Consider the following 16,248-nt stretch of genomic DNA (forward strand, 5'->3'; position numbering starts at 1 on the left):
GGTTGCGGCGCATTCTCCGCCCCTGACCCGCAGGAAAATGCGCCATGGCCGCCGCCGCTTCCACCGCACCCGCCGCCCATCCCGACCGTGTCCTGATCCTGGATTTCGGATCGCAGGTGACGCAGCTGATCGCCCGCCGTGTGCGCGAGGCCGGCATTTACTGCGAGATCATTCCCTACAGCGCCGATGAGACCCGCATCCGTGCCTTCGCGCCCAAGGCCATCATCCTGTCGGGCGGCCCGGCCAGCGTGACGGAGGCGGGCAGCCCACGCGCCAACGACGTGGTCTGGACCCTGGGCGTGCCGGTGTTCGGCATCTGCTATGGCCAGCAGACCATGTGCGAACAGCTGGGCGGCAAGGTGGAGCCGGGCGAGACCCGCGAATTCGGTCGCGCCTTTGTGGACGTCAAGGATGATTGCGCCCTGTTTGAGGGCGTCTGGTCCATCGGCGCGCATGAGCAGGTGTGGATGAGCCATGGCGACCGCGTCACCAAGTTGCCCGACGGCTTCCGCATCGTCGCCACGTCCGAAGGTGCCCCATACGCCATCATCGCCGACGATGCCCGCCGCTTCTATGCGGTGCAGTTCCACCCCGAAGTGGTGCACACCCCGCATGGCGACGCCCTGATCCGCAATTTCCTGTTCAAGGTGGCGGGCCTGAAGGGCGATTGGACCATGGCCGCCTTCCGCGCCGAGGCCGTGGCCCGCATCCGCGAGCAGGTGGGCAGCGCCAAGGTGATCTGCGGCCTGTCGGGCGGGGTCGACAGCTCCGTCGCCGCCGTCCTGATCCATGAGGCCATTGGCGCGCAACTGACCTGTATCTTCGTGGATACGGGCCTGATGCGGTCGGGCGAGGCCGAACAGGTGGTGACCCTGTTCCGCGACCATTACAATATCCCGCTGGTGCATGTGGACGCCGCCGACCTGTTTCTGGGGCAACTGGAAGGCGTGTCCGACCCGGAACAGAAGCGCAAGATCATCGGTCGCTTGTTCATCGAAGTGTTCGATGGCGAGGCGGCGAAGATCGGCGGGGCAGAGTTCCTGGCCCAGGGCACGCTCTATCCCGACGTCATCGAATCTGTGTCCTTCACCGGCGGCCCCAGCGTCACCATCAAGTCGCACCATAATGTCGGCGGTCTGCCCGACCGCATGAAGCTGAAGCTGGTCGAACCGCTGCGCGAACTGTTCAAGGACGAGGTGCGGGCGCTGGGCCGTGAACTGGGTCTGCCGCACAGCTTCGTCGGCCGCCATCCGTTCCCGGGGCCGGGCCTGGCCATCCGCGTGCCGGGCGAGATCACGCGGGAGAAGCTGGAAATCCTGCGCAAGGCCGACAGCGTCTATCTGGACGCGATCCGCAAAGCGGGCCTGTATGACGAAATCTGGCAGGCGTTCGCCGTCCTGCTGCCTGTGCGCACCGTCGGCGTGATGGGCGATGGCCGCACCTATGATTATGCCTGCGCGCTGCGCGCCGTGACCTCGGTCGATGGCATGACGGCGGATTATTACCCGTTCGAACACAGCTTCCTGGGCCATGTCGCCACCCGTATCATCAACGAGGTGCGCGGCATCAACCGCGTGACCTACGACATCACGTCCAAGCCGCCGGGCACGATCGAGTGGGAATGATTTTTCAATGAGTTAAGAGAATTCTGAAGACTCCTTCGGGAGCCTTCTTGTTGTCTGGTACGCTTCATGCCATTCTCTGTTGTGTGCGATTCTGCGAGTTGTCGTGCGCACCAGAGGGGAAAGAGATGGCCGTTTTTAAGCGCGAAGGGTCGCCTAACTGGTTCATTGAATTCACCTTCAAGGGCCATAAGGTTCGTCAATCCAGCGGGACCACCAAGAAGCGGGAAGCCGAGGAGCGGGAACGCATTCTGCGCCAGGAAATCAAGGAACAGATTCTCCTGGGCAAGGTGGCGGAAATGAGTTTGGCCGAGGCCATTGACCGCTACTACGACGGGGTAATCGTTCCCAAGGGGAATATCGACGTTGCGAAGCGAGAGATTTACGCTCTCAACCAGCTTCGGGAAAGCCTGGGAGCTGACACACCTATCGCCAAGCTGTCGGCTCGTGTCCTGGCTGATTACAAGGACAGCCTGCTTGCCAAGAAGAAGGCGCCCGCCACTGTTAATCGATACCTAGCTACGATCAAGGCCATCCTGAACAAGGCCAAGGATGAGTGGGGCACCTTGGCCGTGGTGCCCACCATCAAGCTTCTAAGTCTGGACAATGCCCGGCATCGCTGGCTGACCGTGGAAGAGGAGAGGAAGCTTCTGCCCGTCTGTGCCCCCCACTTACGTGACTTGGTGATCTTTCTGATTGATACCGGTGCGCGGCTTCGCGAGGCGACCTCCTTGACGTGGGCAGATGTCGACCTCGACCGGAAGCCTCGTGCTGCCGTGAGATTCATGGAAACCAAATCCGGCAAACCACGGGGCGTTCCGCTTTCAACGAGGGTGGAGGAGACGTTGAAGCAGCTCAGGGCCGAATGTCCAGAGGGGGAAAGCCGGGTGTTCCTGTATCGTCCCGTGGGGCGTGGGGGTGTCGGGGATGACGGAACCAAACGTGGCAAGGCAGTTCCGTTCAACAATCCCTTCGGGGCTTGGGATACCGTCCGGAAACGGATCGGACTGGAGAATGTGAACCTTCACGACCTACGCCATACCTTCGCCAGCCGGCTGGTGATGCGTGGAGTTCCCCTGCTTACGGTGTCCAAGCTGCTGGGGCATGCCAGCATTCAAATGACCATGCGGTATGCTCACCTTGCCCCAGATGCCTTCGATGCGGCGATCGATCTACTTGAGGGCGGCAAGCCGCGAGCGGAGCCAATCACTTCCGTTGCCAGCCTTGCGCTGACGGCGAATGGGTTGGCTGTTGGGGGGGATGCACTTGGTATCGACTGGAGCAACCATCGTCCGCTGGATGTAGGCGATGATGTCCGTCTTCAAATACCGGGGTGATCGGGGACCAGCCCCGTAGCTCTTGGGAATGGGCAGCCTGTCAAGCTGTCTAACGGAGATTCCTATAATCTTCGCCGCCTGCCTTCTGGTGAGTATCTCACCGTCGAGAGACCCGCCATGGCACAGGCCATCTGCTTCAGCAGCAGGTCGATGGCGTACCATGGCAAGAGGCAATCAGGTACGGGTCCAGTCCGCCGGCTGGCTGGCCGGGCGGCGTGGGGACCATTCATTGAAGGGCCAATGCAACTCGAAGACGTCACCCAACCCAAGCAAAAGTGCGGTGACGCCGGTGCGGTCGGCGCCGAGCCGGCTTTCCAAGTACTGCGGCGACACTACCGGAATGGTCGCGCGGTGGCTCTGCGTGCCGAAGCTGACGGAACCCGGATTTGAACGGCTCCCGGTGTTAGTCGAGCGTGTCAGTTCTTTCCAAGCAACATCGCGCTGCCCAATCAATTCGGTTGCGACATAGCTGGCCGATGGCCCAGCTGGCAGCCGTCCAATGATCTTGAGCCCCAGCAATGTCAGCATGGTTTTTGCTTCGGCATCGCCGTAGGTGCCGATCAACTGCTGGAAATCTTGCATGCCCAGCGCAATGGCAATGCCCTTTGAACGACCAACTTCCAGCATTTGACGGAACGCATTGATCCGTCCCATTTGCGGAAATTCATCGAGGAGAAAGAAGATGCGGCGCCGATCGGATTCAGTCAGTTCGGGGCTGGCAATGCGACTGGCCAAACATTCCATCGCAGCGCTGATCCAAGCTTCGGAGAGCTTCGGAGAGCTTCGGGTAGCGAGGCGAGCGTTGTAGAACAAGGGCCTTCGGTAGGCGCGCTTTGTCATCAACAAGCCACCGGGACAAGGAGAAGCGCCGCTCAGGCGGAGCGTCACCCCATGCTGATGCCAGCGGCTGGATGACGCCGACCACATCTGCCCACATTGTGATTAGAATGCCATGTGTGGTGCGGGTGGGCGCTCCTGACTGGGAGTCGATTTCGATGTAGCGCGCGGCAGCGGGGTGATGGTCCTGGAGCAAGCAAAGAAGATCGGACGTGGGCATGAAAGCGGCATTGGCCAAGTCCCGCCATGACCACCGGCGGGATTGACGCCGCTGAAGGCTAATAACGATGCCTGTCAGAATTTCGCGCGCCGCGCCACTCCACATCGGTTCACGGCTGTCATGAATCAGGCGAGCTGCCAGTTCGCGAGCGTCTTGGGATGAGGTGATGTCTTGCGCCACGTCCCAAGCATGGCTGCGAGCATCATGAGGTGCCATCAGGATGAAGCGCTCGGCCGGCAGACCTGCAACCACATCGCCTTTTGTGTCGTGAAGCACGACCTTATCGTTGCGCGACAGGACCTGCTGTGCCAAGGCGCGCAGGATGGTGGTTTTACCGGAGCCGGTAGTTCCACAGAGGCCAATATGCTGGACCTCCCTTGCACGATCAATAACCACACTAGGTGCAATGGCAAGACCAGAGCCATAGCAATTTATGGCAGATCGCAAAGTACGACGGATTTTGCTAATGGCTTCATAGCCACGCCACAGGCGCCGGCCCGTAAGGTGGGTAAGACCGTCGCGGTAGGGGCTCAACAGCGAGAACAAAAGGCTGCCGGTCATGCCCACCATGGCAGAAATGATGACGACCGCCGTCAAGCGGAGGCGGTACGCATGGACAATGTCGAAGGGAAGGATTGCGTTTGTCCAGGTGGCGTGCACCAGCCAATCGACACGCTGTGGGAGCGACATACCAGCGGATCGCCACCATTCTTGGCGTAGTGTGTCGCCTGAGTAGGCCCAAAGCCAGGAAAGTGAAGCTGGAAATGGGTGATCGGCGTACCAGCCAAGTGGCGGAATAAACTGGAGTAGAATTGCGCCAAGCGCCACAACACTAATGAGAGTGAGAATGCTGCCCACCGTCACGGCGGCAGCGGTGGGCTTACGTTCGAGCATCGGATGAGACATGACGAATCCTCAGCGAGTGAGCGTGCCTTGACCGCGCCAAACAACAATCTGTGTGCCTGCGGGTAGGCTGGTTGTGGGTAGGCGGGGATTGATGGCGCGCAACTGCGTTACCGGCAGAGCCAAGTAGATGGACGCCTCATCAAGGGTGAGTGCGCTTTGCACCGTGTATATGCAACCATCCGTTCCCGCATCTAAGCGGGGGCAGCCGGGCCACGTTCTGGTGTCCAAGGAGCGCACGATCGGGGAAGAGGTCGTCGTCTCTTGGCTCATCATAGGAAAACTCGCAACTCCGCCAACTATGGCGACAGCCAACGCTCCGGCAAGAGCAGTACGCAGGGCGGGCAGAGGTGGAAGGTAAAACTTCCGCTTCCGGTTCGATTCTCGAATTGGTCGAAAAGTCGACGTTTTCGAATTGGGAGGCCAACCAAGCAGAGCGTTAAGTTGAGATTCGGTTAGGCGGGCGAATAGTGCTGGAGAAATTTTGCCCCTTTCCTCGGCAGTGAGCGCCATCAGATGGGCGAAGATTTCATCACGGCCAGCTTTGCCGTCGGCGATTGCGCGTTCTATATCAATTCGGTGGCGTTGAAGATCAACCATGGTGGCTGTCTCCGGCCAGGAGCAGCAACGAAGCCATGGCATTTTCCATGACCTGGAACCACGCTGCCACGTCGCCGCGAGCCAGCTTTGCTTCAGGCCGTGATAGGCCAGACGCTGCCATGGCTGTCGGGATGTCATAACCCACAACATCAATTAGGCGGCAATGCTGCCGTTCAAAATGTGCCCAAGAGCCAGCGTCAATTCGCGGCATGGTGATGAAAGGAATGCTGGTCTGCAAAGGTTGAAGTTGGCGATGGAAGATATTCCCAGCCACCGAACCTCGGGCCAACTCCGAGAATCGTCCGTCCCGCTCGTTCAGAACTACACAAAGTTTTGCAGACGGTAGCACTCGTTCTACCAACTTGATCTGACGGATTGCTTGGTCGATAGATTCTGGGTCGGTTACTACCGGAATGAACACCTGCAAGGAGATGCTGAACTCAATGAAATCCTCGTTGAGTTCAGTCAACTCCGCATAGTCTAGCAGCAGGTGTTGCTGGGTTGCTCCAATATCAATTAGCAGCGATCGACCGGAAATCGGCATCGCTTCGATCTGGCGGTATAGCGGTGCGAACGCTGTTGTCAGAATGTTGGGGTTCTTGCGCGCCTTCCGTAGAAGCGCGATATCGATGCTGGTGACATCGCGCCCAAGGCTCAATTCAAGGCGCCTCTGATCATCGACCTGAACAATATCCAACGGGATTCCGTTGAGGTCGAACAGATCGGCGAGCAGGAGGGAGAGGAGCGTTTTGCCGACACCGCCCTTCCCTGAGAGCACCATCATGCATAGTGGAAAATTGAACATTCAGGTTCCTCGCCCGTGTTGCGACGACCCTTGTTATGTTTCACCTCAAATCCACTGAGTGGACGTTATTTCCAAAGAAACGTCCCGAGCGAACGTAAAAAATATAAGTATAAAATTATATAAAAGCACAATTTAACGGAGAGATATTTAGCATTTTAATCAATTATATTAATTAATAATGGATTTTTGAACGATAACTTACGCGGAATTTTGTCGTTTTTCTTGTTCAATACTCATTTTGAACATAAGCCAAAACACTCCGTCTGGCCGGATTTTCTCACACTTTTCGACTATTCTCATAATGGCCAACGCCCTGATTTGAGGGGGTTTGTCAAAGGACTCGATGGCCGCGCTTCTAACCTCTGTATAGCAAGTGATAGCCTCAAGCATTGACTTTATCAGATCGTTTTCATAATTTTCATGTGTTGGTAAATTTACTTTAATATCAACGGCATGAGAATCAAATGTTCTTGAAATTTTAGAAAGATATTTAAATATATCAAACTGTAATTTCGATTCAATCAGATCATTGTTTCGTTCATTTGTGCCGAATGATGCCCTGTGGTTCTTGATTTTTCTCTCTATCGAGTGCCCAATATACTTGCTAAGTATTATTTCTGCTTTTTCCTTGCTTCCAGTCACCGCCCATAGACGGAAAAATTCGTGCTTGATCAACGCATTCAGGCCATTTCGCAGCTTAAGTAAAAATGCCGACGGGTGCGGAGGTCTGCGCTTCCCACTGCTACGGCGTTTTCCCTGATCTGTTGCCTTCACTATCTCGCACGCCCAACCGGGTAAGGAGCGCTTCAACAATGTCTTGGTCATGGCGTTATTCTTCAGAGCGTGCGGCGGATGCACGCCGCATGCGGGAACGGACAATATCATTTCGGCGGCTAGAGTGGATTTCCGCAGCAATAGGAGTGGACGCGGGTTTGGAATGAGTGGCTGGCGCTGCGGTTATACTGCTGCTTCGCATCGATCGAGACACCATGGCTGCCCACTGTGTCGCATCCACCGGCTGACCATCTTTCCGTGTCACCCCATGCTTGGCCATAAGTGCGGCTATCTGTCTCCAACTCGCACCAGCTTGGCGCAGATGGTGGAATATCATTATATGCATGCGAAGCACCTTTTCCAGAGGCATCCGTCCCAACGGTCCTTGCAAGGCGTCGGCGAATTCGACAACACGCTGGTTGATTTCATCTTTGTCCATTGTGCGCGAGTTCCTTTTCTTATGTCATAACATTATACAACGCTATAAAATGTTTCAAAACGTTTTATTCACACCTGTGCACCTCACGATGCGAACCAAAGATTGGGGGTGGGCATAGTTGGTGGGGCGATAGACCGTGTCGATGGGTATGGGTGAGTGTGAATTGCTGTCCGCTCATGGTCGGCATGAACTGACATTCAAATTGGTAGCCCTTACAATGAGGTCCGCCCATGGTTTGCACAGTCTCCGCTGGCACGGCCGCTGGTTACTATCTCTCCGAACAGGCCCGTTATTATAATGAAGGCAAAGAAGCGGTCGGCCGCTGGTACTCGCCGACGGCCGTCCTCGGAGTCTTGGACGGGGCAGACATCGATGACCGAGTGTTCGAACGCCTTCATGCTGGTCTCGATGACACCGGACGGCCAGTGACCCAGAACGCCGACGGTAGCCATGCAAACAGGGTTGCCGGCTACGATCTGACGTTTTCCGCGCCGAAGTCAGTTAGCGTGCTGTGGGCATTGGAACAGGGTGATCGTCGGGTCGCTTTGGAGAAAGCCCACGATTTAGCTGTTCGCAAGGCACTCGACATTATCGACGCCGACGCGGCTTTCACCCGGAGGGGACGGGCGGGAGGGCGACTGGAGGCAGTGCGTTTGAGCGGAGCAATCTTCCAGCATAGCGATGCTCGTCCCACCGATCGGAGCGGCGATATCCTGGAAGCTGACCCGCAACTTCACAGTCATGCCGTATTGTTCAATATGGCACAGAGAGCCGACGGCACCTGGGGTAGCATCGATGGCCGCCCTTGTACCGATGGAAAATGGCAGCAGGTGCAGTCTACCGAGCCGAACTGGCTAATCAGCTTCAGGCTTTAGGGTATCAGGTCGAACGCACTGACGAGAAAGGACTATTTGAAGTAACCGCGGTGCCTCAGGCAGTGCGGGACGAGTTCAGTGGTCGGAGAAAGGAAATTGTTTCGGCGATACATAACATGGGTCTCGCTGCTACTCCGGTTTTGGCAGCGAAGATAGCCAAGATTCGGCGGCGGAATAAGAATCTGGAAGGTAGAGAAGACCAGCATTCACGTTGGCAGGAACGGGCAGCGAAGTTGGGTTTTGCTCCCGATCTGGTGCCCAGGCGCCTAGAACCGGTCCGTTCCTCAGAACCGAACATTCCCGCCATGCTAGACCGTTTGATCGAAACGAAGTCGGTGTTCCGCCGTCAGGATATCGTTGCGGTGGTGGCTGCCACCATCACCGGGACCGGTCACGGAGCGGACTCCATCCGCCAACTTTCTGAGGCTGTGTTAACGGCATCTGATGTGGTGGCAATTGGCACGGATCGGGTTGGTCAACCGATCTATTCCACCACGACAATGGTCGCCTTGGAGCGGGAGTTGGTGGTCCAGGCCAGAAGCATGGCGGCGGCGCCCTTCCACGTCTTGCCGACACACCATTCCTTGCCGGAACTTAGCGAAGAACAGAATGTTGTTGTTGCCCACGCCGTGCGGTCGCAGCGGTTGGCCGTTATCGAAGGGGCAGCGGGTAGCGGCAAGACCACCACGCTGGCGACTGTTGCTGATCGTTATCGGCAAGAGGGTATACGGGTGATCGGTGCCGCAACTGGCTGGCGGGCCGCAACGCAGTTGGGGGCCGAATGCCGAATGGAAAGCCGGGCGCTTGATTCCTGGTTAGCTAAACACCGCGAAGGACAGGTGGTCTTTCACGAGAACACCGTGCTGATCGTCGATGAGGCGGGGCTGCTTTCCACCCGACAGATGCACTCATTGTTAATGGCCGCTGGCGTTGGTGGAAGTAAAGTAATTCTGACCGGCGATCAACGGCAGTTGCAGGCCATCGGCGCCGGTTCCGGTTTGTCGCTTGTGGCCAGTGAACTGCATGCGCCCCGGCTCGATGCCAACCGCCGACAGATCGATGTTTGGGCACGTGAAGCGGTAAGTCAGCTTTCTCGCGGTCAAGCGGCTTCGGCACTCGAAGCTTTTGACCAGCATGGCCGGCTTCATTGGACCGTAGGGCGGAATGAGACGCTTGCCACCGCAATTACCCTGTGGCGACGTCATGTTGACGGGGAGAGCGGCTTGGGTCCGTTGGTAATTGCTGCGACCAATGCCAAAGTGCGTGCGCTCAACGCCGCTATTCGGGCAGAACTGCGAAGCATGGCTCGGCTTCACGGGCGAGAAGTAACTGTTCGGGCCACCGATCGTACACGCGCCGCCGTCGCATTGCCGATTGCCAGGGGTGAGCGTATCGAGTTCACTGCGCGTAACGAGTCTATCGGGGTGATTAACGGCACCATCGGCACCGTGATGCAGGTGGAAGCCGAAGCCGCCGGCCATGCCAGACTGACGGTGGCCATAGCCGGTCGAACGGTCAATTTCTCCACCGCCGATATTACGGACGCCGCCGGCCGTACACGGATCGGCCACGCATACGCTACCACCTTGTACTACGCTACCACCTTGTACAATGCCCAGGGGATGACAGTGGATCGAGCCATTGTGGTTGGGAGCACTGGCCTCTCGGCCAATCAGGTTTATGTCGCTATCAGCCGAGCGCGGATCCGGACCGACATTGTCATCGACTGCAAAGAGGTGGACAGTGAACTCCGTGCCCACGAGCGCACCCATGGCCAGACTCGAAACCCGTCATTCTCCCTCGAAGAACGGCGGGCGCATCTTGCTGAAAGGTGGAGCAGACAGGAGGTGAAGGAAACGGTGATGGCGGTAGCCTCACAAACAATGCCTGGATTGCCTTCAAGGCGGCGGGAGCTTGAGCGGTGATGTGGGGCTTGTGATGGCACCAGCGCGGCTATAATTTTCCTTCGACCAGAAGGGATGGCCAGGAGATATTCGACGCATCCGGTCATTGACCACCGCGGCCAATCCCGAGGCACCAAAGCTTGCTCAATGCGGAATAAAATGTGAAGATCCCCCCATGAGATACGTAGCTAAAAATATCATCCCGATTCGCCCGCAGCCGCAACATGTAATTCGGCATTCTGACAACATTGACTTTATGCGCTCTCTAGGAAAGGGGAGTATGAACTTAATCGTTACCTCACCACCATATAATATTGGTAAGGAATACGAACGCAAGACATCACTTGATGTCTATGTCGAGCAGCAAGCTGCAACTATTGCAGAGGCAGTTCGTCTTCTTCATCCGAATGGATCAATCTGTTGGCAGGTCGGCAATCATGTCGATAATGGTGAGATATTTCCCCTGGATATCGTATTATACAATCTATTTAAGCAACATGGTCTCAGGTTGCGAAATCGAATTGTCTGGACATTCGGTCACGGATTGCATTGCCAACGTAGATTTTCTGGCCGACATGAAACCATTCTGTGGTTTACGAAGTCGGACGACTATGTGTTCAATCTAGATCCGGTCAGGGTGCCGTCGAAATATCCTAATAAGAAGCATTTCAAGGGGCCAAACCGTGGTGAGCTTTCTGGTAATCCGCTGGGCAAGAACCCAGCGGATGTTTGGGATATCCCAAACGTGAAGGCTAACCACGTTGAGAAAACTGTCCATCCTTGTCAGTTCCCCGTGGCTTTGGTGGAACGACTGGTTTTGGCGCTAACCCATGCAGGTCAGAGCGTATTGGATCCATATTTAGGGGTGGGCTCTTCAGCTATTGCTGCGCTGAAGCACGGTCGGATAGCATATGGCTGTGATATCACCCCTGAGTACGTTACTATTGCCACAGATCGTATCAACAGCTTCTATGCAGGGACGTTGAGAACGAGACCAATGAATAAACCTGTGTATGACCCAAACGAGGGTGTGTGATGAGGTTGCAGTTCATACATGATCATCATCACGGCAAAGCAGAATGGGAGAAGCGTGACCTATATGAGTGGGTTACGGACGTTTTTGATGTACCGAGCATCAAGCTCCAATCTGGCTGCACTAATGATATACGAGCGCATATTGCTAATGAATTTGCAGCCGAAGGTTGGGCTCTCAATGTGAAGATCGACCAGGAGCTACGCAATACAGTTTCCGCCCTCAAAGATGACCTCGCTTTTCAGGTCCAGACTGGCAATATGAGCCGTGCGCCTTATGATTTGCTGAAGCTAGAATATCTCTTTCAATCGAAGAAGATTAGCGCTGCGGCATTTGCGCTACCAACTAAATTTGGAGCAGCAAAAATCGGTAGCAATATTGCATATTTTGAACGGGTTTGCAATGAGTTGACCGTTTTTGATAGAGTCATCCATGTGCCCATTTTGCTCGTCGCATTTGAGTGATGGATGGATGTAATGTCTTATAAGATTCAAATCACTGCCCCAGTTAACCGCACCGCGACGATTGCCAGCAAGGTTGTTGCATCAAGAGAAAAGCGAGATTTCTACGGCTTTCGCAATAGAAAAGCAGTGCTACCGGTTATTCAAGTTCCAATAGACCTGCCGGTTTATCGGATGGAGAATTTCCGCACATTTACCGACCAGCGTGACTATATTGCAAACGAAGGCAAGGATTCTCATTATTTCTCGGCGGGTCAGGAATCTGAAGAAGTCCAACAAGTACAGCATCAGCTGCTACATCGTCTGGCTCTAAAGGGAAAAGCTGACTCTGTTGTGCCTGTATCCGACGTATTGGAGACAGATGGTCAGCGGGAACCGCTGCTTATTACCTCATCCGGCGTTGTAGTGAATGGAAATCGTCGCTTGGCGGCATTGCGAGAGTTATACGGCCAAGGCAGCAAGTTCTCACATTTCAGCCACATCGATGTAATGGTTCTGCCACCAGACGCAACGGTGGAAGAGATTGTCGATATTGAGGCGAACCTGCAGGCAGCCCCTGAGACTAAGTTGGCCTATGACTGGATCGGTGAAGCACAACTGATCAATCGGCTGATTAATCTTGGGCGAACGCCCAAGCAGGTTGCAGTGCAGCTGCACCGTAAAGAGAGGGACATTAAATATGCCATCCAGACGCTTGCTGAGGCCGATTTGTATCTGAAGGAGGCGCCGGGAACGAGCGGCAGCTATAGTGATATTCGCGAGGACGCCGAGCAGCTTTTTGGTGACTTGCCCAAGCTCTTAGAGGGCAAGAGCGAGTCGATGAAAGAGGCGAGCCGGGTTATTGCCTGGACACTCTATCAGAACAAGGGACGGCTGGAAGGTCGGTTATACGATTACAATGATGCCATTGGGGCATTGGCAGATGATGTTCTTGACCGTGTGGCCGACGAACTAGGCATCGCGACGGAAGACGGTGGGGATGACGCCGACGCAGAATGCAGTGGCGATTTTGCCGTAGATCTTGGCAGTGAGCCGCAGACGACAAACTTTAGTGGTGTCATTGAAGCGCTGAAGGCCCCCGAAAATGATGCTGCTATCGAGGCGTTGATCGAAGCAACGCAGACGGTCATTCAACTCGATAAAGGGCAAAAGTCTGGCAGCGCTGCACTGAAGAGCGTTCAGCAAGCACATACCAAGTTGGCCTCGGTTGACATATCCAGGGCCGATAAAACGACCCTCCCGAAGATAGCAAAGCAACTCGAAGCTATCAAGGTCGTGGTTAGAGATATGGAGATGAAACTTGCCAAGCTCAGATATTGATATTGGAAGTAGACTGCAAAGATGGCGCTAGAGATTGGGATTGACTACGATCCGACAAGAATTAGGGGCATCCTCTCTTACCAAGGCGACGAGGCAGAGTCGTCGATCTGGGAGCGCCTGAAGGCGCGTTTTGCGTCTTCGGGCGACGTTGTCCTTGTGCGTAACACCATGGATATGTCGTGGCCTGAGGTGCTTGGCGTAATTCGAGAGTTTGGAACAGCAGGCACCCAGAGAACTCTTGGTTTCAGGTTTGTTCCAACAGACCGGGCACGCCAAAAAGTCTCTGCATTTGTTGCAGAGACAAAGCGGGCACGTTTGGCTAAGGACAAGCTAGTTCTTGATATCGCTGAAGCCGAAATTCAGCCAAAGCTGGATGCCCTAGGATTTACGCGGCAGCTTAAACCTTTTCAGCTTCGAGATATTGCTCGTCTAATATCGCTTCCACATGGAGCGAATTTTTCCGTGCCCGGGGCCGGGAAAACCTCTGTAACCTTTGCCCTTAGCCTGCTGGCCGCGAGGCCCGACAACCACCTGTTTGTCGTCGCACCGAAAGCGGCCTTCCCGGCATGGCGTGATGTGGTGAAAGAGTGCATCGGACAAGACGCTCCCGCATGGGTCAGGGAGGAGTTTGCCGTTCTATCCGGGACAGAGCTTCAGAATGAGTTAGCACTCAGGAGTGGAGCGCGGCGGTTCTTGATGTCCTATGACTTGCTCGTTCGTCAACAGTCCGTCATTGCAGCCTATCTCTCACGGCAATCGGTTCATCTGGTGCTAGATGAGTCCCACCGAATGAAGGCTGGGTCGGCGTCACAGCGTGGCGCGTTTCTTATCAATGTTGCTTCATTACCTGCTCGGCGGGATATTCTTTCCGGTACGCCGATGCCTCAAGATGCCAGTGACATGGCTTCTCAGCTTGGATTTTTGTGGCCGGGACAAGGCTACGATCTCCAAATACAGCGCGGTATTTCACCAAGGCAGGTTCTTGGCGATCTGTACGTCCGGACAACTAAGCATGAGTTGGGCCTAGAACCCGCCAAGCGGCATTTTCACGATGTGCCCATGGCTAACGGCCAGTTGGCTCTCTATGGTGTGGTAAAAAGCGAGATTCTTCGTCAGCTTACAAAAGCAATATCGAACACCAGCCCAGATTTCCTCTCGGCAAGAAAGTCGGTGATGCGGCTGTTGCAGCTTTCGACCAACCCAACCCTGGCCCTGCAAGCAATGACGCGCGACCTGCGTGACATCTCGTCGGGTATCGCCGACCAAGTCATTGAAGAAGGCGCGTCCTTAAAAATGCGGGAGGTGTGCGCCCATGCGCGCTCGCTGGCGCGGCAAGGGCGTAAGACAGTGATTTGGACAATATTCACCCAGTCGATCCTTGACCTGGAGCGCATCCTTGCTGACTTGAATCCGGTAACGCTCTACGGAGCAGTTCCGACTGGTGAAGCGACAGATATCTTTACGCGAGAAGGCAGGCTCGAACAGTTTCACAGCAATCCAGATTGCAAGGTTCTGATTGCCAATCCTGCTGCGGCCGGGGAAGGCATCAGTTTGCATACTGTTTGCCATGATGCTATTTATCTGGATAGAAGCTACGTCTCGACCCACTACCTTCAATCCATTGACCGGATTCATCGACTTGGACTTATTGCGGGTACCGATACGAATATTCATATCTACAGGACGAAAGCCCCAGCGGGTTTGGGTAGCGTCGATCTTTCAGTTAGTCGTCGTTTGGCTAAGAAGATACATGGACTTGAGCATCTTCTTGATGATTTAGACTTACGGCAACTAGCATTGGATGAGGACGGTGCTGATGATCCTATTGACTATGATGTGGACATGCAAGATTTGGTCGATCTAGTTGAGGAGCTAGAGGGAAGGCAATCGATAGAATCCCAAGAAGAGGCGTGATCATGGAGTTTGATCGCCTTTTCACGCTGTCTGCCTTTGAGGGCCTGCGGCTGATGCGCAGTGTTATTGCGTCAGTGCCTGGGGTCAAGATCGACGATTGTCCCGCAGCCTTATTGGCGCATTCACCTCATGCCAAAGCGTACGATTTAGATGCGGCATTTTTGCTCCACGCACTGGTTGCGCCAAGCGCGCCTTATGACAATGTCCTTTTCTATCGCGAATGCATTTTGGCGGTTTTGCTGAGGGAGATGCCTGCTTTTGCTAAGCTGATGACACTCGGTCGTGGCCGCTTCATCAAGCGGATAAAGGGTGACGAGTATCGCGACATCCGAAGTGTTTTTAGGGAAGCAAAGCTCTTGGACGAACCCCCCTCACGGGGCGATATCGCTTGGTGGGACCATATCCAAGGTCGGGTACGGCTGAACTTTGATCAAGAGAGATTGGACCGTGCCCGACAAGCGGAGTCCTTGTCGTTGGAGGCTGAACAGCGTGAGCTTGCGGCGCTTCGCATTGATCGCTTGCCCATCTGGATGGCGATCGAAGACAACACTGCGGGATATGACGTGCTGTCCTATCGACCGTCCGCTTCCGGTGAGCGAAACCTGCTTATTGAGGTGAAGTCCACGGTGGCCTCACCATTGCGATTTATTATCACGCGGAACGAATGGGATAACGCTGACCAGATTGGTGAAGCCTATCTCTTTCATATTTGGGATATGGATAAGACAACCCCGATCTTGCATGTTCGGACGGTTGATGAGATTCGCCCCCATATTCCGATTGATAATGCCAAGGGCAAATGGAAGACAGCGGAAATCCCAATTGGGATATAAGTCACCGGCCTCTATCATGTGGTGATATTTCGGTGAGCAGGCCACGCGATGTCAGTTGGTCGAAATCACTGATATGTGTGATTTTGTGTGGACTTGTGGTCGCCTTGAGTCTCTTGCTGTCGATTTAATATGTGTTATTTCAATGCGTTAACTCATTTATGGCGGTGATTTTCCCATCATCAACGAGGTGCGGGGCATCAACCGCGTCACCTACGACATCACGTCGAAGCCGCCGGGCACGATTGAGTGGGAGTGATACTCGGCTTCGGCAGCTAGTTTTACAAGGCCCCGTCGGTTTCCGGCGGGGCTGAGACGTTCTGGCAAATAAGGCGGCCAGTTGTTCTTCAAAGACTGGGCTTTTACATCATCCT

Annotated in this window: 12 protein-coding genes and 2 pseudogenes; 9 read left to right on the forward strand and 5 right to left on the reverse strand. The window is 55.0% G+C overall.

The window, feature by feature from the left end; translation table 11 throughout:
* Window positions 1-44 precede the first annotated feature (44 nt).
* Window positions 45-1,625: a glutamine-hydrolyzing GMP synthase gene (gene guaA / locus ACT6Q8_RS03800; protein ID WP_444734015.1), complete on the forward strand. Its 1,581-nt coding sequence runs from the start codon at window positions 45-47 to the stop codon at window positions 1,623-1,625.
* Window positions 1,626-1,750: 125 nt separating this feature from the next.
* A complete protein-coding gene (locus ACT6Q8_RS03805) occupies window positions 1,751-2,959 on the forward strand; it encodes a tyrosine-type recombinase/integrase (protein ID WP_444734016.1) in 1,209 nt (402 codons plus the stop codon).
* A 174-nt stretch (window positions 2,960-3,133) separates the two neighbouring features.
* On the opposite strand, the gene ACT6Q8_RS03810 is transcribed toward ACT6Q8_RS03805, so the two are convergent.
* From ACT6Q8_RS03810 to ACT6Q8_RS03830, 5 genes are all read right to left on the reverse strand, one after another.
* Window positions 3,134-3,694, reverse strand: a complete 561-nt coding sequence (locus ACT6Q8_RS03810; protein ID WP_444734017.1) for a type IV secretion system DNA-binding domain-containing protein — start codon at window positions 3,692-3,694, stop codon at window positions 3,134-3,136.
* Window positions 3,660-4,922: a type IV secretion system DNA-binding domain-containing protein gene (locus ACT6Q8_RS03815; protein ID WP_444734018.1), complete on the reverse strand. Its 1,263-nt coding sequence runs from the start codon at window positions 4,920-4,922 to the stop codon at window positions 3,660-3,662. The genes ACT6Q8_RS03810 and ACT6Q8_RS03815 overlap by 35 nt, the downstream gene beginning before the upstream one ends.
* Before the next feature lie 9 nt (window positions 4,923-4,931).
* On the reverse strand, window positions 4,932-5,519 hold the full coding sequence (locus ACT6Q8_RS03820) for a hypothetical protein (RefSeq protein WP_444734019.1): 588 nt from the start codon (window positions 5,517-5,519) through the stop codon (window positions 4,932-4,934).
* Window positions 5,512-6,324, reverse strand: a complete 813-nt coding sequence (locus ACT6Q8_RS03825; protein WP_444734020.1) for a nucleotide-binding protein — start codon at window positions 6,322-6,324, stop codon at window positions 5,512-5,514. The genes ACT6Q8_RS03820 and ACT6Q8_RS03825 overlap by 8 nt, the downstream gene beginning before the upstream one ends.
* Before the next feature lie 198 nt (window positions 6,325-6,522).
* A complete protein-coding gene (locus tag ACT6Q8_RS03830; protein WP_444734021.1) occupies window positions 6,523-7,149 on the reverse strand; it encodes a hypothetical protein in 627 nt (208 codons plus the stop codon).
* 623 nt (window positions 7,150-7,772) lie between these two features.
* Between ACT6Q8_RS03830 and mobF the strand changes: the two are divergent.
* From mobF to ACT6Q8_RS03865, 7 genes and pseudogenes are all read left to right on the forward strand, one after another.
* Window positions 7,773-10,334 (forward strand): annotated as a pseudogene (mobF, locus tag ACT6Q8_RS03835) (MobF family relaxase); the annotation flags it as partial.
* 157 nt (window positions 10,335-10,491) lie between these two features.
* Window positions 10,492-11,352, forward strand: a complete 861-nt coding sequence (locus ACT6Q8_RS03840; protein WP_444734023.1) for a DNA-methyltransferase — start codon at window positions 10,492-10,494, stop codon at window positions 11,350-11,352.
* A complete protein-coding gene (locus ACT6Q8_RS03845; protein ID WP_444734024.1) occupies window positions 11,352-11,813 on the forward strand; it encodes a BglII/BstYI family type II restriction endonuclease in 462 nt (153 codons plus the stop codon). The genes ACT6Q8_RS03840 and ACT6Q8_RS03845 overlap by 1 nt, the downstream gene beginning before the upstream one ends.
* A gap of 12 nt (window positions 11,814-11,825) precedes the next feature.
* The gene (locus tag ACT6Q8_RS03850) at window positions 11,826-13,130 is read left to right on the forward strand and encodes a hypothetical protein (protein ID WP_444734025.1); all 1,305 of its coding nucleotides are present in this window, start codon (window positions 11,826-11,828) and stop codon (window positions 13,128-13,130) included.
* A gap of 21 nt (window positions 13,131-13,151) precedes the next feature.
* Window positions 13,152-15,044 carry an SNF2-related protein gene (locus ACT6Q8_RS03855; RefSeq protein ID WP_444734026.1) on the forward strand — a complete coding sequence of 631 codons (1,893 nt, stop codon included), beginning with the start codon at window positions 13,152-13,154 and terminating at the stop codon, window positions 15,042-15,044.
* Between the two features lie 2 nt (window positions 15,045-15,046).
* Entirely contained in the window at window positions 15,047-15,877 is an 831-nt protein-coding gene (locus ACT6Q8_RS03860; protein WP_444734027.1) for a DUF3883 domain-containing protein, read from the forward strand.
* Window positions 15,878-16,052: 175 nt separating this feature from the next.
* Window positions 16,053-16,133: pseudogene (locus tag ACT6Q8_RS03865) on the forward strand (GMP synthase (glutamine-hydrolyzing)); the annotation flags it as partial.
* Window positions 16,134-16,248: the final 115 nt, after the last annotated feature.

The sequence above is a fragment of the Niveispirillum sp. genome, assembly GCF_052437035.1.
GTDB lineage: Bacteria > Pseudomonadota > Alphaproteobacteria > Azospirillales > Azospirillaceae > Niveispirillum.